This window comes from Microterricola gilva (genome assembly GCF_004217495.1).
In the GTDB taxonomy this organism is placed as follows: domain Bacteria; phylum Actinomycetota; class Actinomycetes; order Actinomycetales; family Microbacteriaceae; genus Microterricola; species Microterricola gilva.
In genome coordinates, this window is record NZ_SHLC01000001.1 from 862,497 (window position 1) to 880,112 (window position 17,616).

The 17,616-nt window shown below is 68.3% G+C and carries 18 protein-coding genes; 10 read left to right on the top strand and 8 right to left on the bottom strand.

The window, feature by feature from the left end; all coding sequences use genetic code 11:
* Window positions 1-36: 36 nt before the first annotated feature.
* Together EV379_RS03855 and EV379_RS03860 are read right to left on the bottom strand one after the other, a co-directional pair.
* Window positions 37-609 carry a DNA-3-methyladenine glycosylase I gene (locus EV379_RS03855; protein ID WP_130504979.1) on the bottom strand — a complete coding sequence of 191 codons (573 nt, stop codon included), beginning with the start codon at window positions 607-609 and terminating at the stop codon, window positions 37-39.
* Entirely contained in the window at window positions 606-1,214 is a 609-nt protein-coding gene (locus tag EV379_RS03860) for a methylated-DNA--[protein]-cysteine S-methyltransferase (protein WP_130504980.1), read from the bottom strand. The genes EV379_RS03855 and EV379_RS03860 overlap by 4 nt, the downstream gene beginning before the upstream one ends.
* A 180-nt stretch (window positions 1,215-1,394) precedes the next feature.
* Here EV379_RS03860 and EV379_RS03865 point away from each other — a divergent pair, with 180 nt between their 5' ends.
* Both EV379_RS03865 and EV379_RS03870 read left to right on the top strand, forming a co-directional pair.
* Window positions 1,395-2,417, top strand: a complete 1,023-nt coding sequence (locus EV379_RS03865; RefSeq protein WP_130504981.1) for a hypothetical protein — start codon at window positions 1,395-1,397, stop codon at window positions 2,415-2,417.
* Between the two features lie 57 nt (window positions 2,418-2,474).
* Window positions 2,475-3,443 (top strand): aldo/keto reductase, encoded by a 969-nt coding sequence (locus EV379_RS03870; protein ID WP_130504982.1) that lies wholly within the window; start codon window positions 2,475-2,477, stop codon window positions 3,441-3,443.
* 35 nt (window positions 3,444-3,478) lie between these two features.
* Here the strand turns inward: EV379_RS03870 and EV379_RS03875 are convergent, their stop codons facing one another.
* Together EV379_RS03875 and EV379_RS03880 are read right to left on the bottom strand one after the other, a co-directional pair.
* On the bottom strand, window positions 3,479-4,222 hold the full coding sequence (locus tag EV379_RS03875) for a zf-HC2 domain-containing protein (protein ID WP_130504983.1): 744 nt from the start codon (window positions 4,220-4,222) through the stop codon (window positions 3,479-3,481).
* Window positions 4,219-4,725: a sigma-70 family RNA polymerase sigma factor gene (locus EV379_RS03880; protein ID WP_130504984.1), complete on the bottom strand. Its 507-nt coding sequence runs from the start codon at window positions 4,723-4,725 to the stop codon at window positions 4,219-4,221. Before EV379_RS03880 ends, EV379_RS03875 begins: the two co-directional genes overlap by 4 nt.
* Window positions 4,726-4,931: 206 nt before the next feature.
* Here EV379_RS03880 and EV379_RS03885 point away from each other — a divergent pair, with 206 nt between their 5' ends.
* The 4 genes from EV379_RS03885 to EV379_RS03900 all read left to right on the top strand — a co-directional run bounded on the left by EV379_RS03885 (window position 4,932) and on the right by EV379_RS03900 (window position 10,859).
* Window positions 4,932-5,408: a COG4315 family predicted lipoprotein gene (locus tag EV379_RS03885; RefSeq protein WP_130504985.1), complete on the top strand. Its 477-nt coding sequence runs from the start codon at window positions 4,932-4,934 to the stop codon at window positions 5,406-5,408.
* Window positions 5,409-5,661: 253 nt separating this feature from the next.
* Complete coding sequence (locus EV379_RS03890) at window positions 5,662-7,395, top strand: ABC transporter ATP-binding protein (RefSeq protein WP_130504986.1); 1,734 nt, start codon at window positions 5,662-5,664, stop codon at window positions 7,393-7,395.
* A complete protein-coding gene (locus EV379_RS03895; RefSeq protein WP_130504987.1) occupies window positions 7,392-9,476 on the top strand; it encodes an ABC transporter ATP-binding protein in 2,085 nt (694 codons plus the stop codon). Before EV379_RS03890 ends, EV379_RS03895 begins: the two co-directional genes overlap by 4 nt.
* Window positions 9,477-9,617: 141 nt before the next feature.
* A complete protein-coding gene (locus tag EV379_RS03900; protein ID WP_130504988.1) occupies window positions 9,618-10,859 on the top strand; it encodes a DUF4192 family protein in 1,242 nt (413 codons plus the stop codon).
* Here EV379_RS03900 and EV379_RS03905 read toward each other — a convergent pair.
* The 4 genes from EV379_RS03905 to EV379_RS03920 all read right to left on the bottom strand — a co-directional run bounded on the left by EV379_RS03905 (window position 10,792) and on the right by EV379_RS03920 (window position 14,679).
* Window positions 10,792-11,295 carry a DUF805 domain-containing protein gene (locus tag EV379_RS03905; protein ID WP_130504989.1) on the bottom strand — a complete coding sequence of 168 codons (504 nt, stop codon included), beginning with the start codon at window positions 11,293-11,295 and terminating at the stop codon, window positions 10,792-10,794. The two genes, EV379_RS03900 and EV379_RS03905, sit on opposite strands and share 68 nt — an antisense overlap.
* Before the next feature lie 73 nt (window positions 11,296-11,368).
* Window positions 11,369-12,811, bottom strand: a complete 1,443-nt coding sequence (locus EV379_RS03910) for an NAD(P)/FAD-dependent oxidoreductase (RefSeq protein WP_130504990.1) — start codon at window positions 12,809-12,811, stop codon at window positions 11,369-11,371.
* The gene (locus tag EV379_RS03915) at window positions 12,796-14,193 is read right to left on the bottom strand and encodes an aspartate aminotransferase family protein (protein WP_130504991.1); all 1,398 of its coding nucleotides are present in this window, start codon (window positions 14,191-14,193) and stop codon (window positions 12,796-12,798) included. The genes EV379_RS03910 and EV379_RS03915 overlap by 16 nt, the downstream gene beginning before the upstream one ends.
* A gap of 3 nt (window positions 14,194-14,196) precedes the next feature.
* A complete protein-coding gene (locus EV379_RS03920) occupies window positions 14,197-14,679 on the bottom strand; it encodes an Lrp/AsnC family transcriptional regulator (RefSeq protein ID WP_120254816.1) in 483 nt (160 codons plus the stop codon).
* 84 nt (window positions 14,680-14,763) lie between these two features.
* On the opposite strand from EV379_RS03920, the gene EV379_RS03925 reads away from it, so the two are divergent.
* Genes EV379_RS03925 through EV379_RS03940 form a run of 4 tightly spaced genes read left to right on the top strand, consistent with a single transcriptional unit; the run spans window position 14,764 to window position 17,431 of the window.
* Window positions 14,764-14,934 (top strand): hypothetical protein, encoded by a 171-nt coding sequence (locus EV379_RS03925; protein WP_165397238.1) that lies wholly within the window; start codon window positions 14,764-14,766, stop codon window positions 14,932-14,934.
* A gap of 25 nt (window positions 14,935-14,959) precedes the next feature.
* Window positions 14,960-15,937 carry an FHA domain-containing protein gene (locus EV379_RS03930; protein ID WP_130504993.1) on the top strand — a complete coding sequence of 326 codons (978 nt, stop codon included), beginning with the start codon at window positions 14,960-14,962 and terminating at the stop codon, window positions 15,935-15,937.
* A 39-nt stretch (window positions 15,938-15,976) separates the two neighbouring features.
* Window positions 15,977-16,780 carry a PP2C family protein-serine/threonine phosphatase gene (locus EV379_RS03935; protein ID WP_423203234.1) on the top strand — a complete coding sequence of 268 codons (804 nt, stop codon included), beginning with the start codon at window positions 15,977-15,979 and terminating at the stop codon, window positions 16,778-16,780.
* Window positions 16,781-16,813: 33 nt separating this feature from the next.
* A complete protein-coding gene (locus tag EV379_RS03940; RefSeq protein ID WP_130504994.1) occupies window positions 16,814-17,431 on the top strand; it encodes an FHA domain-containing protein in 618 nt (205 codons plus the stop codon).
* The last annotated feature ends 185 nt before the right edge of the window (window positions 17,432-17,616 follow it).

Genomic DNA, 17,616 nt, shown 5'->3' on the forward strand with positions numbered 1-17,616 from the left:
GCTGGCCCGGGCTGGGCTACCCGCCCCGTCCTGCGATCAGCGTGCGCGGTGACAGCCGATCAGATGATCGTCGACGAGGCCGGCCGACTGCATCAGCGCGTACATCGTCGTCGGCCCGACGAAACCGTAGCCGCGGGCGCGGAGCGCCTTGCTGAGCGCCACGGATTCCGGGGTCGTTCCGGGCACCTCGGCCAGTGTCGCCGCACGGCTGCGCGGTGCGGCCGGAGCGAAGCTCCAGATCAGCTCGCTCAGCCCATCGGCACCGAGCTCCTGGGTCACGCGGGCGTTCTTGATCGTCGAGGTGATCTTGCCGCGGTGGCGGATGATGCCGGCGTCGCCGACGAGCCGCTCGATGTCGGCGTCGTCCATGGCTGCGACACGATCGATGTCGAAACCGTGGAACGCCTCGCGGAAGGCCGGCCGCTTGCGCAGGATCGTGATCCACGACAGCCCGGCCTGGAACCCCTCCAGGCACAGCTTCTCGTAGAGGGCCCGACCGTCGTGCAGCGGCGTTCCCCACTCCTCATCGTGGTAGCGGCGGTACTCGGCGTCATCGCCGACCCAGCCGCAGCGCGCGACGCCGTCGGCGGCGGTCTCCAGATTGTTCACAGCGCGTACTCCGGGAGAGCCTCTGCACCGGAGAGCGTCTCCAGATCGATCAGCGCGACGGCACCGGTGTCGGCTGCCGGGGGAGCGGCCGTGCGGTTCGTCTTGTGCTCGATCCCCTCGTGATCGAGCAGCCAGATCTTCGTCGGGATGCCGTCGCCGCCGCTGTAGCCGGTGATGCGCTTGTCGCCGGCGAGGATGCGGTGGCAGGGGATGATCAGCGGGATCGGATTCGCTCCGACCGCGCCGCCGATGGCGCGGGCGGCTCCGGGCTTGCCCACCTCGTTGCCGAGCTCGCCGTAGGAGAGGAACTCGCCCCAGCCGATCGTGCCGAGGCGGTGCCACACGCTCATCTGGAACGGAGTTCCCTGTGGCGCGATCGGCAGCTCGAAGTCGTGCCGGGTTCCGGCGAAGTACTCGGAGAGCTGCCTCGCCGCCTCGGTCAGCACCGCGTTGGGGCGCTCCGGCATCTCGTGCAGGGGAACGACGCCCTGACGCGCGATGCTCAGGGACGTGATGTGCTCGCCGTCGCTGGTGAGCTCGAGCAGCCCGATGGGGCTCTCTGTGCGCAGTAAGTATGCACTCGGGGTGCTGGCGTTCTCGGTCATGATTCGACCATAACCCCGGGCGGTGACAGCCGCTGGCGAGAATCGGACATCGGTGGAGAACTCGCCTGGCTGGCATGCCTGTGCACAAGAGAACGGCGCCTGATGCCCGCTGAGGCCGTCGTGCGGTAGCGTCCTCAACAGCGGGCGGGCGGGCGGGTCCGGCCGACGGGGGAGATGGCGATGAGCGTCTGGATCAGGCTTGTCTACGAGGTGCTGCCGCTGGTGACGAGCGTGATCGTGCCTCTTGGCGTGCTCCTGCACTACTGGCGGAGAGCCGATGCGCGCCCGGTGCCTGCGCGGCCCGCCCCGACGGAGGGCGCTCCCGTCCCACCCTGGACCAGCGCGGCACGTGCGCAGCTGCGTCGGACACGGGTCGCCGGCATCCTCGCGACGGCGGCGGTGTTGGCGAGCAGCTTCGGACTGATCTCCCCCAATCGCTGGGGCATGGAATGGCACGACTTCCTCACGCCGCTCCTCAGCGTGCTGCTGTGCACAGCGGTTCTGCTGACCAGGCCACCGGCGATGCGTCGCTACGCCACACCAACCGCCTCCGCAGGTTCTGAGCCACACGGCACTCGGCCCGCGCATCCGCCGATATCGCTCGGTGCCCGCTGGTGGTTCGCGGCGTGGGGAATCGCCATGACCGTGCTCGTCCTCTCGGTGGTTTGGGCAGGGCTCCTCTCTGCGCCGGACGGGAACGGCGACTACACACTTCACTCGGTCGAACTCGGGCAGACCACCGGTAGCACGTCGATTGCCGGCTGGTATTTCGGGGTTCCGGTCATCATCTCGGCACTACTCGTGGCAGCACTCGTACTGAGTGCGCTCCGGTGGCAAGCAACGCCTCCGCTCGCCGCGGACGCCGGGCAAGACATCTGGCTGCGCCGGGCTGCGACGCGCTCGCTCCTCAGCCTCAGTGGTGGGGCCGTCGTCGTCACACTCGGGTGGGTGCTTCTCTCGATCGGGAATGCGGCGCAGATGACGCTCAGCGGGCCCTCCGCGGAAGACGGTGGAATGGTCACGGTTGGTTCACCGTTGGCGCCGATCGGTGTTGTCGTGCGGGTGCTCGGCTTGCTGCTGCAGGGCGTCGGTCTCGCGCTGATGCTGCTCTCGCTCTTCAGTCGGCTCGCCCCGCGTCCAGAGCTCGCTCGCCATGACGAGCCCACGGTGGGTCACCCCGAGCCGGAGACGGTCGCGAGCTGAAGGCGACGGAACGGGCGACGCCCGCTCGCTGTCGGCATCCGCAATAGGCTGGCAGACATGGCTCAGATCGAATACCGCAACCTCGGCAACTCCGGCCTCCGTGTCTCGACGGTGGGGCTCGGCTGCAACAACTTCGGCAGGGCAGGCACGCTCACCGAGACGCAGCAGGGCACGGATGCCGTCATCTCCGCCGCGATCGACGCCGGCGTCACCCTGTTCGACACGGCCGACATCTACGGCCGCGAGTACGGCCTCAGCGAGACCCTGATGGGCAACGCGCTGCGCGGCCGCCGCGATGACGTCGTCCTCGCCACCAAGTTCGGCCACGCCGACTACGAGAGCCCGGTGAGCAATTGGGGCGCCAAGGGTTCGCGCCGCTACATCCGGCTCGCGGTCGAGGGATCACTGCGCAGGCTGCAGACGGACTGGATCGACCTCTACCAGCTGCACAGCCCCGACCCGCACACCCCGATCGAGGAGACGCTGTCGACCCTCGACGATCTGATCCGCGAGGGCAAGGTGCGCTACATCGGGCACTCGAACTTCGCCGGCTGGCAGATCGCGGATGCCGAGTACACGGCCGCCATGAACGGGCACCCCCGGTTCATCTCGGCGCAGAACGAGTACAACCTGATCGCCAGGGGAGCCGCGCGGGAGGTGCTGCCTGCCGCGAACGCGTACGGGCTCGGTTTCCTGCCCTGGTTCCCGCTCTACAACGGCCTGTTCACCGGCAAGTTCAGCCGCGACAACGGCCCGAGCGACAGCCGCATCATGCGCACCCGCAAGCACCTCAGCGACAACGCCCCCTGGGATGCAATGGAGGCGTACTCCGCGTTCTGTGAGGAGCGTGGCGTCACGATGCTGGCCGCGACGTTCGCCTGGCTGCTCGCCCAGCCGGGGCTGGCCAGCGTGATCGCCGGAGCGACCAAGCCGGAGCAGATCGAGCAGAACGCCATCGCCGCCACCTCGTGGCAGCCGAGCGCCGACGAGGTGGCGACGATCGGCGCCTTCTTCGCGACGACGTAGCGGGCACGCCCGGCACGCTCGGAGACCCGTCGCACTCAGAGTTCGGCGGTCGCCAGCGGGTCTGGCCGACCGACCTCGCGAATCTCGACGCGGCTGATCTCGCTACTCGGCGTGTCCGTGCTCGCGGCCAGATTGGCCGCATGTTCTCCCGCGCCGGTCCAGCGCGCGAGCACGGATTCCGTGCCGGCGCGGTCGGTCATCACGAGTTCGAACGTCGGGGCGCCACCCGGCCAGTCCGTCTGCACGTACTCACACTGCCAGTCGAGGCGCGTGCCCCACGGCTTCGATTCGAGGGCCAGCACTGCGGTCATGACGGCCGCGTCGGCCGCCTGCATCGGGGTGCCCGTCGCGGTCGGGGCCGAGCTCGGGGCGGGGCCGGCGACGACCGTGTTCTGCGCGAGGCCGGATCCGAGCTGGAACGCACCGAAGCCGACCACGAGCAGCAGGGCGGCACCGCCGCCGAGGGCTGCCATCCGCAGCCTGCTCCGCGGACGGAGCGCCCGGCCGCTGCTCGCGCGCGGGAGGGGGCGCGGTGAATGCTCCGCGCCCCGCAGCTGTTCCTCGGTCGCGAGGGCCGGCGTTGCGTCGCCGAGGGCGAGCGCCTCCGCAGGCGAGAGCATGCTCAGGATGCCGGGCATGCCCGCCAGAGATGTGACACCACTGGAGCACAGTGCGCAGTGCGCGAGGTGGCGCTCGTACTCCTTCCGCTCGGCTGCGCTGAGCATCCCGAGGGTGTACGCGGCATCCCAGTCGAGGTACGGGTCGGTCTCATCGATCATTCGGTGACTCCTCTTTCTTGCAATGCCAGGCGCAGCGCTCGCAGCGCGTAGAACACGCGGGATCGCGCCGTGCCTTCAGGGATGCCGTCGCGGCGGGCCGTTTCGGCGGCCGAGTGCCCGAGATAGTAGGCGGAGATGACCGCGTTGCGGTGTTCGACGGAGAGCGAGCGGAGCGCATCGGAGAGCAGCCACTTGTCCAGGTGGCGGCCGATGTCATCGTCGCTCGGGAGCTCGGGGAGCTGCTCCGGCTGGAACTCGTGCCTGCTCCGCGCACTCCGCCGCTCGTCGATCACGAGGTTGCGCGCGACCGTGAAGAGCCAGGCGCGCGCCGAGTCGCCGTCCGCGTCCAGGATCTTGGGGTTCTTCCACGCCCGGAGCATGGTCTCCTGCACGATGTCCTGCGCGAGCGAGAAGTCGTGCGTGAGCCAGGTCACGTAGCGCAGCAGCGGTGCCGCGTTCTCATCGTGCAGCGCTTGCAGTCGTGCATCTCGTGTTGCCGTCATTGTGCCTCCAACCGGACAACGAGACCGGAGCGCGATTCGTTCAGCGCGCTCGGAATCGTGCGCGGTCACTCGCAAGCGTTTGCCCGCGAGCTGGGAATCCGCTGGAGTCGTGAACGAAACGGGGCGCTGCACCGTGTTCTCCTCGTGGTCTCCACTGGGCCATGGCCGCGACGCGCGGTGGACACGGAACAGGAATGGACAGACACATGAAAACGAGATTGTTCGCGGCGCTGGCGGGGACCGCCGTCGCGATGATGGCACTGGCCGGTTGTGCGCAGGACGCCCCGGCTCCGTCATCCACCGAGTCGGACGTGGCCGCAGCGAACCCCGACATCACCGTCGCCGGGAGCCCGATCGGCGAGATCGTGGTGAACGGCGAGGGCATGACCGCCTACTTCTTCGACAAGGACACGGCGGGCGCCGAAGCCAGCGCCTGCACAGGGGAGTGTGCGGCGAACTGGCCGGCGATCACGACGGAGTCGGACACTCCCGTCGTTGACGGCGTCACCGGCACCGTCGGCACGATCACCGATGCAGACGGCAACCACCAGATCACCATCGACGGCAGGCCGATCTACACCTTCGTCAAAGACATGGCGCCCGGCGATGTGAACGGCCAGGGCATGAATGAGGTGTGGCACGTCATCGCCCCGGACGGCACGGAGATCACCACCGCGCCGTGAGCCGGCGCCGCTAGCGTGAGCCGACGGATGCCGGCCGGGCAGCGTGCCCGGCCGGCATTGCTGTGCCCGGTTCTGGCGGCGGCGCGGCCGGCGCCGTGCCCGCACTGCGCGCGTTCACCAGAGGCGAACGGCAAAGGCGTCGCAGCATGCCACCGCTCGGTTAGGCTCAACGGGTGATCGAGGGCGAGAACGATGGCGATCGTGCCGTCGCGATCAACTGGCTCTCCGATCGCGCACGATTCTGAGGAGACTCATGCTGCTTCCACTGGTCTGGCGCTACCTCAAGCCCTATCGCTGGCTCCTCGTCGGCGTTGTGGTCTTCCAGCTCGCGCAATCGATCGCTTCGCTCTACCTGCCGACGCTGAACGCCGACATCATCGACCAGGGCGTCGCAACCGGCGACACCGCATACATCCTGTCGGCTGGCGCGTGGATGCTCGCCATCACGCTCGGCCAGGTCGTGTGCTCCATCATCGCCGTCTACTTCGGCGCGCGGGCGGCGATGGCGCTCGGCCGAGACCTCCGCTCCGGCGTGTTCGAGAAGGTCGGCGAGTTCTCTGAGCGCGAGGTGGCGACCTTCGGCGCTCCCTCCCTGATCACGCGCTCAACCAACGACGTGCAGCAGGTGCAGATGCTCGTGCTGATGACGTGCACGATGATGGTCAGCGCGCCCATGCTCTGCATCGGCGGCATCATCATGGCCATGCAGCAGGACCTCGAGCTGTCCTGGCTGATCGCCGTTGCCGTACCCGTGCTGCTGATCGCCGTCGGACTCATCATCTGGCGGATGGTGCCGCTGTTCCGCTCGATGCAGAAGCGCGTCGACCGGGTCAACACGGTGCTGCGCGAGCAGCTCACCGGCATCCGCGTCATCCGGGCCTTCGTGCGCGAACCGATCGAGACCGAGCGTTTCGCCACCGCGAACGCCGAGCTCACCGACACGGCGCTGCGCACCGGACGCCTGATGGCGCTCATGTTCCCCGTCGTCATGCTCGTGCTCAACCTGTCGAGCATCGCCGTGCTCTGGTTCGGTGCGTTCCGCATCGAGGACGGCTCGATGCAGGTCGGAACGCTGACAGCTTTCCTCAGCTACCTGATGCAGATTCTGATGGCCGTGATGATGGCGACGTTCATGGCCGTGATGATCCCGCGCGCAGCGGTCTGTGCCGACCGCATCCAGGAGGTGCTCAGCACCGAGCCGAGCGTGCGGCCGCCGAGCAACCCCGTCGTCACCCTGCACGGCATCGGCTCGATCGAGTTCGACGGCGTCTCCTTCTCGTACCCCGGCGCGGAGCAGCCCGTTCTCACCGGTCTCGACTTCCGCACGGCGCCAGGAACGACGACCGCCGTCATCGGCAGCACCGGTTCAGGCAAGACGACGCTGATCAACCTGCTGCCGCGGCTCTTCGATGCCACGGATGGGACCGTCAAGGTCGACGGCGTCGACGTGCGCGAGATCGACCCTGAGCTGCTCTGGGCCCACATCGGCCTGGTGCCGCAGAAGCCGTATCTGTTCTCCGGAACCGTTGCGAGCAATCTGCGCTACGGCAAGAGCGATGCAACAGACACCGAGCTCTGGCACGCCCTCGAGGTGGCCCAGGCGCGGGACTTCGTCGCGGCGATGCCCGGCGGCCTCGACGCCCCGATCAGCCAGGGCGGCACGAACGTCTCCGGCGGCCAGCGCCAACGTCTGGCCATCGCCAGGGCGCTCGTGAAACGACCGGCGATCTACATCTTCGACGACTCGTTCTCGGCCCTCGACCTGACGACCGACGCGAATCTGCGGCGGGCGCTGCGCGCAGACATCGGCGATGCGACGCTCTTCATCGTCGCCCAGCGGGTGTCGACGATCATCGACGCCGACCAGATCCTCGTGCTCGAACACGGGGAGATCGTCGGACGGGGCAGTCATCACGAGCTGCTGGAGAGTTCGGAAACCTATGCGGAGATCGTGTCGTCGCAGCTCACCGCGGAGGAAGCAGCATGAGTACGACGGAAGACGCCGCGAACGAGACGAGCACGGGCAGCACCCCGACGCGACCGGCACCCCAGCGCGGCCCGATGGGCGGCCGGGGTCCGATGGGCGGTGGCGGTGCGCCCGTCGAGAAGCCGAAGAACTTCGGATCGTCGCTGAAGCGCCTGATGGGGCGGCTGCGCCCCGAGTCGTTCCAGATCATCTCGGTCACGATCCTCGCGGTCATCGGCGTGGTCTTCAGCGTGCTCGGCCCGAAACTGCTCGGCGAGGGAACGAACATCATCTTCTCCGGTGCCATCTCCGCGCAGATGCCGGCCGGCGCCACCAAGGCGGAGGTGATCGCCGGGCTGCGCGCATCCGGGCAGGATCAGCTCGCCGACATGATCGCGCCGATGCAGCTGACACCGGGTGAGGGCATCGACTTCGCGGCCCTGGGCTCCGTGCTGCTCGGCGTGCTCGCACTGTACGTGCTGGCATCCGTCTTCATGTGGTTGCAGGGCTTCGTGCTGAACGGCAGCGTGCAGCGCACGATCTACCGCCTGCGCGAGGACATCGAGACGAAACTGAACGCGCTGCCGCTGAGCTACTTCGACAAGATGCAGCGAGGTGAGCTGCTCAGCCGCGTGACGAACGACATCGACAACGTGTCGCAGAGCCTGCAGCAGACGCTGAGCCAGGCGCTGACCTCGATCCTCACGGTGATCGGCGTCGTGATCATGATGTTCAGCATCTCACCGGTGCTCGCCGGGGTCGCGCTCGTCACGATCCCGCTGACCGTGCTGATCACGGTGATCATCGGCAAGCGGTCGCAGAAGCTCTTCGTCTCGCAATGGAAGCACACGGGGGAGTTGAACGCGCGCATCGAGGAGACGTTCACCGGGCACTCGCTGGTCAAGGTGTTCGGCAGGCAGAAGGAGACGAACGCCGAGTTCACCGCCAAGAACGAGCAGCTCTACGGGGCGAGCTTCGGCGCCCAGTTCGTCTCCGGAATCATCATGCCGGCCATGATGTTCGTCGGAAACCTGGTCTACGTCGCCATCGCCGTGATCGGCGGACTCATGGTGGCGAGCGGGCAGATGCTCCTCGGCGACGTGCAGGCCTTCATCCAGTACTCGCGGCAGTTCACGCAGCCGCTCAGCCAGCTCGGTTCGATGGCGAACCTGCTGCAGTCCGGCGTCGCCTCGGCCGAACGGGTGTTCGAGCTGCTCGACGCCGACGAGCAGTCCTCGGATGCCGCGGCCCCGGCATCCGCGCCGCTGAAGGCCGACGGTGGCAGCGGTCGTCTCGTCTTCGACGACGTCACCTTCCGCTACACGGAGGACAAGCCGCTGATCGAGCACCTCAACCTCGTTGCGGAGCCGGGTCACACGATCGCGATCGTGGGGCCGACCGGGGCGGGCAAGACGACCCTGGTCAACCTGATCATGCGCTTCTACGAGCTGAACTCCGGCCGCATCACGCTGGACGGCGTCGACATCGCCACGATGACGCGCGCCGACCTCCGCGGGCGAATGGGCATGGTGCTGCAGGACACCTGGCTGTTCGGCGGAACGATCCGTGACAACATCGCGTACGGCCGCTCCGATGCGACAGAGGAGGAGATCCTGGCCGCGGCGAGGGCCACCTATGTCGACCGCTTCGTGCGCTCGCTGCCAGAGGGCTACGACACGGTGCTCGACGATGAGGCAGGCAACATCAGCGCAGGCGAGAAGCAGCTGATCACGATTGCGCGCGCCTTCCTCGCCCAGCCGAGCGTGCTGATCCTCGACGAGGCGACGAGCTCCGTCGACACCCGTACTGAGTTGCTCGTGCAGAAGGCGATGAGCGCGTTGCGGAGCGACAGGACGAGCTTCGTGATCGCGCACCGCCTGTCGACGATCCGCGATGCCGACCTCATCGTCGTGATGGAGAACGGGCACATCGTCGAGCAGGGCACCCACAGCGCGCTGCTCGTGCAGGGCGGCGCTTACTACCGTCTCTACAACGCCCAGTTCGAGGCACCGGCGATCGAGGACGCCGAGCTGCACGCGGTGGAGGCGCTGCTCGAACGGGGCGCGGAGCCTGCGGCGGACACCGAGGAGGGCGCGGCCTGACGCGGGGCGCCCGCGGCCCTGGAACGCCGCCGCGGGTGTCTCGCTGCGGCCTCTCCTGCACAGGGGCGGGCGGCGGGATGATTGTGCACAGCCGGCCATCCCGGCCAGAAGCGGAGTCGCGCTGCGGCGCAGACTCTCCGCATGACCACAATCATCACGGCACGAGACGGACAGGACCTCCTCGCCCTCGTGCCGGAGTTGGCCGGATTCCGGCCCGTCGAGAGCCTCGTGCTCGTCGCGTTCCGCGGCAAACGCAGCTGCGGCGCTTTGCGGGCGGACCTGCCACACAGCTCAGATGCCGACGTGTTGAGCGCGGTGGCATCGTCGCTGATCGGGCTGCTCTGCAAGATCCCTGAGGCGGATGCCGTCGTGCCGCTTGTGTACACCTCTGCCCGCTTCGACGCCGGCAACGTTCCGCCGCACGGCGAGGCGATGAACGCGGTCATCTTCCACGCCGAGGAGTCGGGATTCCTCGTGCGGGACGCGCTCTGCGTCGCGGCGGACGGCTGGGCCTCGTACCTCGACACGGCCGTGCCTCCGGGCGGGCATGCGCTGGCACTCATCGCGGAGTCCACGGTCACCGCGCAGCTGGCGGCCGAACGACCGCCTGGGGCGCCAGCCGACCGGGCGATGCACGACCAACGCGGACCCGATCCGCGCCGTACGGCCGATCTCGTCACCCGGCAGCGGATGGGGCGGCTGATCAACCGGTTCCGGGCGATGGCGAGCGACCCGGCAGCGCTCGGCGAGCCGTCGGCCGAGCTCGCCGCGCTCCTGGGGCTTCCAGCCGTCGCCGAGATGAGCGTCAACTGCCCCGCCGAGACGGTGAGCGAACTGGACGCGGCAGCCCTGCTCTTCGCCATGCAGGGCCCGCCGGCCCGGGACATGTTGCTGATCCACTGGGCGTTCGGAGTCGAGGCCGGCGCGAGAGCCGAGCGTGAGAATCTCCGATTCGCGGCAGGCGAACCCGGGGCGGGGCGAGAGAGCGCTGCACTGTTCTGGGGTGAGGGGCCACGGCCAGATCCGGAACGGATCGAGGCGGCGATCGAGTTGCTCCTCGAACTCGTTGCCAGGGCTCCGCGGCGCTGCAAGCCGCCGGCGCTCAGCATGCTGGCCTGGCTCAACTGGGCGCTCGGGCGCAGCAGTCGGGCGGCCGTGTTCATCGAGATGGCGCTGGCAATTGACCCCGGCTACGGCTTGGCCGAGATCCTCGAGACGATGCTCTCGATCGGCCGCCTGCCGGAGTGGGCCTTCGCCGTGCCGGTGGCGGCCGCATCGGCGGCACGGCACGATGGCCGCACCGCCGAGACCTCGGTCAGGAGTTCGGCTGGTCGAAGCGCGCGCCGCGCGGGTCGGCGGGCAGCACAGCGAGGACGAGGATGATGAGCGATCCGATCGACGGGATCAGGTTGAGCAGGTACATCCAGCCGCTCTGGTTGATGTCGTGCAGGCGGCGGACGCCGAGCGAGATGCTCGGAATCACCGTGGCGATGTACCAGATGCCGAGGAGCCCGAAGCCGAGGCCGAACAGCGGGCCGGGGGTTGACGCGCCGGTCGTCGTGTCGATGGTCGACCCGGAGAGAGCGAGGAAGAGGGTGAGCAGCCCGAGGACCGTGGTGATGAGCACCTGGACGAGCACCCACTTCCAGTACTCGCTGCGGCTGGCGCGGCCGGCGAAGGTCGCGTACTTCTTCCAGAAGCGGGTGAATGCAGCGGAGAACGGCGCGTTGTAGTACGGCGCCCAGAGCGGCGGAACGCCGGCGGTCTGCGGCTCGGCCGGGATGTAGGGGGTGGGCGCACTGGGCGCTGGCGTAGTCATGATTGCGAGTGTAGGGGCTGAGCGGCCCCGAACGGGGGAGGCCTGCGCACAAATGGGCGATCGGCGCCGAGCCTCAGTGCCCGAGTAGTGGGCCCATCAGCTTCGCGGCGACCGACGGTCGCTTGGTCAGCCGCTCCTCTGAATCGGCGAGACCGGTGGCGAGCAGGCCGAGATTCGCGCCGACGAAACGCAGCGGCTCCGGTTCCCACTGCGGAGAACGGTGGTTGACCCACGGCAGCTCGGTGAGTGGGCTGTGCTCATCCCGGATCAGCGCGCTGAGCGTGCGCCCGGCGAGGTTCGTCGTGCTGAGCCCGTCGCCGACGTAGCCGCCCGCGAGGGCGACCCCGGTCTTCGGGTTGAAGCTCGCCGTCGCTCGCCAATCGCGGTTCACCCCGAGAGCGCCACCCCACCGGTGCGTGATGGCGGCATCCGCGACGGCGGGGAAGAGGTCGACGAGCGCCTTTCGCAGGTGGGAGAAGACGCGGGGGTCGCGATCGTACTCCGGCCGGATCGCGCTGCCCCAGTGGTAGCGGGCTCCGCGGCCACCGAAGGCGATGCGGTTGTCTGCGGTGCGCTGCCCGTAGACGATGAGGTGCCGGTAGTCGCCGAAGGTCTGCCCGTGTTCGATGCCGATCTCGCGCCACAGCTCATCGCTGAGCGGCTCCGTGGCGATCATGAGGGAGTAGAGCGGGAGGATGTGCCTGCCGACTCGCGGCAGCGACGCCCCGTAGCCCTCGACGGCGATGACGATGTGCGTTGCGGAGACGGCCCCATCGATGACGTCGCCGTCCGGCCCCTGGCTGCGGAAGCGCACCCGCCTGGCGAACCAGTTGGTGACCTCGGTGTTCTCGAAGATGTGCACGCCGAGCCCCTCGACCACATCGGCCAGGCCACGCACCAGCTTGGCCGGCTGGAGTCTGGCGCACGCCGGGTCGAAGACGGCGCCGAGAGCCGGGCCGGAGCCGACGCCGGTCACGCCGAAGCGCCCGGCCACCTCCTCGCCGCCCCAGAGTTCCAACTCGTCAACACCGAACTCGGCCGCCTCGGCCACATCGGCGGATGCCGCGGCGAACTGCGGTTCGTTGCGCGCGAAGGTGACGGTGCCGCCGCGCACGAAGTCGCAGTCGATCCCCTCGTCGTTTGTGACGCGGCTGACCTCGTCGACGGTGTCGATCATCGCCTTCCGCATGGCGATGGCCGCATCGCGGCCGTGCGTGCGTTCCAGCGACGCCGCAGAGCTCGGGAACAGTGCGGAGCACCAGCCGCCGTTGCGGCCAGATGCCCCGAATCCGGCGAAATGCTTCTCGAGCACGGCGATGTTGAGACTCGGGTCAGCTTTGGCCAGGTAGTAGGCGGTCCAGAGTCCGGTGAGCCCGCCGCCGACGATGCACACGTCGAAGCGCGCGTTGCGGGCGAGGGCAGGGCGCGGGCGCAGGTCATCCGCACCGCTCTCCAGCAGCGCGTCGAACCAGAAGCTCAGCGGCTGGGCCGCGTCGAGCCTCAGAGCCGCGACCATGCCTCGCTCAGAACACCACGCAGGATGTCGGTGATCTCGGTGAACTCCGCTGGGCCGATGGTGAGCGGTGGGGCGAGTTGCACGACGGGGTCGCCGCGGTCGTCGGCCCGGCAGTAGAGGCCCGCGTCGTAGAGGCCCTTCGAGAGGAAGCCGCGGAGCAGTCGCTCCGACTCCTCATCGTTGAACGTCTCGCGGGTGGCCTTGTCCTTGACCAGTTCGATGCCGAAGAAGTAGCCGTCGCCGCGCACATCGCCGACGATGGGCAGATCCAGCAGCGTCTCCAGCGACGCCCGGAACAGCGGGGAGTTCTCCCGCACGTTCTCGTTGAGCTTCTCCTCCTCGAAGATGTCGAGGTTCTCCAGTGCCACGGCGGCCGAAACGGGGTGCCCGCCGAAGGTGTAGCCGTGGTAGAACGTCGTGTCGCCCTTCGAGAACGGCTCGTAGACCTTGTCGCTCACGATCGTCGCGCCGATCGGCGAGTAGCCGCTCGTCATGCCCTTGGCGCAGGTGATCATGTCGGGAACGTAGCCGTACTGATCGCAGGCGAACATGTGTCCGATCCGGCCGAACGCGCAGATCACCTCGTCGCTGACGAGGAGCACGTCGTACTTGTCGCAGATCTCGCGCACACGCTGGAAGTAGCCGGGAGGGGGCGGGAAGCAGCCGCCCGAGTTCTGCACGGGCTCCAGGAACACGGCCGCAACGGTCTCCGGGCCCTCGAACTGGATCATCTCCTCGATGCGGTTCGCCGCCCAGACACCGAACTGCTCGAGGTCCGCGGTCGGCGCCCCGACCTCTGCCGCGCGGTAGAAGTTCGTGTTCGGAACGCGGAAACCACCGGGGGTGAGTGGCTCGAACATCTCCTTCATTGCCGGGATGCCGGTGATCGCCAGCGCACCCTGCGGCGTGCCGTGGTACGCGACCGCACGGGAGATGACCTTGTGCTTGGTCGGGCGCCCCTGCAGCTTCCAGTACTGCTTGGCGAGCTTGAAGGCCGTCTCGACGGCCTCGCCGCCACCGGTGGAGAAGAACACGCGGTTGAGGTCGCCTGGCGCGTAGTCGGCCAGGCGGTCGGCCAGCTCGATCGCGGAGGGGTGCGCGTACGACCAGATCGGGAAGAACGCGAGCTCCTCCGCCTGTTTGGCCGCGGTCTCGGCCAGGCGCTTGCGCCCGTGGCCCGCGTTCACTACGAAGAGACCGGAGAGCCCGTCGATGTACTTCCGGCCGCGCGAATCCCAGATGTGGTGGCCGTCGCCCTTCGTGATGATGGGCACACCGCCGTTCGCCATGCTCGACTGGCGCGTGAAGTGCATCCAGAGGTGGTCCTTGGCCTTCTGCTGCAGCGATTCTTCGCTGAGCTGTGCGCGAGGTGAGTTGCTCATGATTTACCGCGTTCCCCAGTTGTACAACTGCTTGTGAAGTCGGAGATAGACGAATGTCTCGGTGCTGGTCACACCGTCGAGCGTGCGAATCTGTGTGTTCAGGAGCGTGATCAGCTCCTCATCGTCCTCGCAGACGACCTCGACCAGGAGGTCGAAGCTGCCAGCCGTGAGGACGACGTAGTCAACGGCGGGAATCGCGGCGACGGCATCGGCAAGCGCGCGGGTGTCGCCGCTCGCCCGGATGCCGATCATCGCCTGGCGGTAGAAGCCCAGTTGCATCGGATCGGTCACGGCGACGACCTGCATCGCGCCGGCATCCGTCAGCTTCTGCACCCGTTGCCGCACGGCCGCCTCACTGAGACCGACGGCTTTTCCGATTTCGGCATAGCTGCGCCGGCCATCGACCTGCAGCTGTTCGATGATGGCTTTCGACACATCGTCCAACTGCACGGGCTTGACCGGAGCAGCGCGACCCAGCGTGTTCATGGCTTGATTCTGTCAGCGGGATGACGCTTGGGCAAGGGATTCCGTGGCTCTCAGTCGATTTTTCGACGGAATCAATCGAAATTCATGCTCGATCTATCGCGTTCCCCCGTCTATCATGGTGGCCATACGCAGCTGCCGATCGTCGCCGAAATGCCGCACGACGGATTCACGAATTCCGGCTACGGCAAGGATCTCGCGATGTATGGTGTCGAGGACTACACGCGCATCACGCACGTGATCGGCTACGCCGGCTGATGCCGAGCACGGGAGGACTGGCGGGATGAGTGCTCCTCGGTGGCGGGCCGTTCCGGCCGCATTCGGACAGGATCCGGCCGCGCTCTGGCGCTACGTCATCGCGATGCACTGGGTGGCCGCGGTGCCCGCGAGCACGGACCCGGCCGTTGTGCACGCGCTGTTGCGGCTGCGCGAGGACGCCACGACGACGCTGGAACGCGTCGTCGGGGCGGTTCCGCTCGGGGGCGAGCACGCCGTGGAGGACTTCGCCGCCGTCGAACTGGTGGCCGCTCCCAGTGCGGCATCCGGTGCGGACACGACCGCGAGCGTGATCGTGCGTGGCCGCGCGAGCGTCGACGTGTTCGGGCCGGGCGGCTCGCGTCGCCACGAGAGTCGCGGCATCCGGCCATGGCTGCTCGCCGACTTCCGCGAGGTCACCGCGCTCTCATTCACGGTCGCGGATGTCGGGGCGATCGCCGCATCGGAGCTCCCGCCCCCTGGGGCGAGCGCGAGCGTCGACGGCGATGGGCAGTGGGCGGAACAGGGCGGCGCGCAACAGGGGGCAGCGCTCAGCGGGCGGCGCCTCGACCTCGTGCTCGGCGTGCCGGGCGAGTCGGGCGAGCACGCCGGCGGAGCGCGGCTGCTGCCGGAGGGGCAGGCCGCGGCAGTGCACAGGATGCGGGTGGCAGGGGAGATCTTCACGCTCGACGTCGAGAGCTACATCGGGCGGCGGCCGCGCGCCACCCCGCTCACCCAGAGCACGGCGCGTCTCGTGACCGTGCCATCGCCGGCGCAGGAGGTGTCTGCGACGCATGCCCTCGTCAGCCAGCACAACGATGACGTCGTCGTGACGGACCTGAAATCGACGAACGGAACGCTCGTGGAGCTGCCGGATGGATCGCAGCTGCGCCTGCGCGCCATGGTGGCGACCGTGATCCCGCCCGGCAGCCGGATTCTGCTCGGCGACGGCGTCGTGGTCGAGTTGCTCGATCCGGCTGAGGACGGGTGGGCACGTGGGAGATAGTGTTGGAACGACATTCACCCCGCAGCGAAGGCGCACGACGTGATCCAGATCGGCCAGCAACGCACCGGCCACACGGTGACGATGGCGAGCGGAACGACCAAGCACGTCACCCTCTCGTGGGCGGCCCTGACCGACACCGGTCTGCGCCGGGACGGCAATGAGGACAGCTACCTGGCCCAGACCCCGATCTTCGCCGTCGCCGACGGCATGGGCGGTCATTCAGCAGGCGAGATCGCCAGCGCCGCCGTGGTCGGCCGGCTTGCGGAACACGCGAGCGCGGATTCCGTCGAGCCGTCCGCGATCGAGAATTCCCTGCGGCTCGCCGTCGACGACATGCGCACGAGCGCTGGCGACATCGAGACGGGGACGGGGACGACCGTGACCGGCATCGCCATCACGGTCGCCAACGGCGCACCGGCGTGGCTGGTCTTCAACATCGGCGATTCCCGCGTCTACCTGCTCCGGCACGGCGGGCTCGAGCAGGTGACCAGGGATCACTCGGTGGTTCAGGAGCTCATCGACGCCGGGCACATCACGCCGGAGGAAGCGGATGTGCACCCGCACGGCAACGTCATCACCCGCGCCGTCGGCTTCCACGAGGACCCGGTCCCCGACTTTGCCCTGTTGCCGATCGAGGAGGGCATGCGCCTGCTGATCTGCTCGGACGGGCTCACCAAGGAACTGACGAACTACGGCATCCGGCACTTTCTGCTCGCGAACCCGCAACCCCAGGCGGCGGTGAACCAGCTCGTGGAGGCCGCGCTCGGAAACGGTGGGCGGGACAACGTGACCGTCGTCGTCGTGGACGTGCTGGCGGTGAGCGACGCAGAAGCCGGCCGATGACCGGTACGCTTGAGTGCGGAAAGGAGGGCGATCGTGAACTGCCAAATCTGTGGCGCAGAGCTGCCGAGCGACGCGCTCTTCTGCGGAGAATGCGGAAGCTCGACGAGCGCGACCCCGCAGTCGCGCCAGCGCGCAGACGCCCGCCCATCCGACACGACGGTGATCCAGTCGCTGCGTCCGCGTCAGAGCACAGGCATCATCAGCGTGTCGCTCGACGGGGGAACGCTCGGCTCCGGCGCCCTCGAGACCGGATCACCTGCCGCGACGGCAGAGGAAGCGGTCGAGGCCGTCGTCGCCCCCAGCGAACCGCGCGGTGCGGCCTCCGGCATCAGCTTCATGCTGCAGTTCAGCACCGGTGAGACCTTCGACGTCAGCGGAAACGGCCTGATCGGCCGGCGGCCGCTGCCGCAGGCCCAGGAACGATTCGACCACCTGATTCAGATCACCGACCCCGGCCGCTCCGTCTCGAAGAGCCATCTCGAGTTCGGGCAGCACGAGGGTGAGCTCTGGGTCAGCGACCGGGCATCGGGCAACGGCACCATCGTGCGCCGCCCGGACGGCACGGAGATCGTGTGCGAGGCCGGGCGCCGCTACCTCGTCGGCCGTGGCACCCGGGTGGAGATCGGCGAACAGTTCTTCGTCATCGCCTGAGCGCTCGCCTGACCACCTTCCGCTGAGCTCAAACCTCTGAGCTCTAGCCGCTGAGCATTGGCCGCTGAGCGGGCCGCTGCGTCTGTTGTACGCGGCTTCTGTTGTGCGCATGGCCGCGGCCTCCTCGCGCTTCTCCACAGCCGTGGCCGCGCCGGGTGACAGCGTCCCCACGCGGTGGTCGACTG

Bases quoted from the DNA above. Each gene is read 5' to 3' on its own strand.
- EV379_RS03890 (WP_130504986.1), top strand. From the start codon at position 5,662: ATGCTGCTTCCACTGGTCTGGCGCTACCTCAAGCCCTATCGCTGGCTC.
- EV379_RS03865 (WP_130504981.1), top strand. From the start codon at position 1,395: ATGAGCGTCTGGATCAGGCTTGTCTACGAGGTGCTGCCGCTGGTGACG.
- EV379_RS03885 (WP_130504985.1), top strand. From the start codon at position 4,932: ATGAAAACGAGATTGTTCGCGGCGCTGGCGGGGACCGCCGTCGCGATG.
- EV379_RS03915 (WP_130504991.1), bottom strand. From the start codon at position 14,193: ATGAGCAACTCACCTCGCGCACAGCTCAGCGAAGAATCGCTGCAGCAG.
- EV379_RS03920 (WP_120254816.1), bottom strand. From the start codon at position 14,679: ATGAACACGCTGGGTCGCGCTGCTCCGGTCAAGCCCGTGCAGTTGGAC.
- EV379_RS03910 (WP_130504990.1), bottom strand. From the start codon at position 12,811: ATGGTCGCGGCTCTGAGGCTCGACGCGGCCCAGCCGCTGAGCTTCTGG.
- EV379_RS03925 (WP_165397238.1), top strand. From the start codon at position 14,764: ATGCTCGATCTATCGCGTTCCCCCGTCTATCATGGTGGCCATACGCAG.
- EV379_RS03875 (WP_130504983.1), bottom strand. From the start codon at position 4,222: ATGATCGATGAGACCGACCCGTACCTCGACTGGGATGCCGCGTACACC.
- EV379_RS03870 (WP_130504982.1), top strand. From the start codon at position 2,475: ATGGCTCAGATCGAATACCGCAACCTCGGCAACTCCGGCCTCCGTGTC.
- EV379_RS03880 (WP_130504984.1), bottom strand. From the start codon at position 4,725: ATGACGGCAACACGAGATGCACGACTGCAAGCGCTGCACGATGAGAAC.
- EV379_RS03895 (WP_130504987.1), top strand. From the start codon at position 7,392: ATGAGTACGACGGAAGACGCCGCGAACGAGACGAGCACGGGCAGCACC.
- EV379_RS03900 (WP_130504988.1), top strand. From the start codon at position 9,618: ATGACCACAATCATCACGGCACGAGACGGACAGGACCTCCTCGCCCTC.
- EV379_RS03930 (WP_130504993.1), top strand. From the start codon at position 14,960: ATGAGTGCTCCTCGGTGGCGGGCCGTTCCGGCCGCATTCGGACAGGAT.
- EV379_RS03860 (WP_130504980.1), bottom strand. From the start codon at position 1,214: ATGACCGAGAACGCCAGCACCCCGAGTGCATACTTACTGCGCACAGAG.
- EV379_RS03905 (WP_130504989.1), bottom strand. From the start codon at position 11,295: ATGACTACGCCAGCGCCCAGTGCGCCCACCCCCTACATCCCGGCCGAG.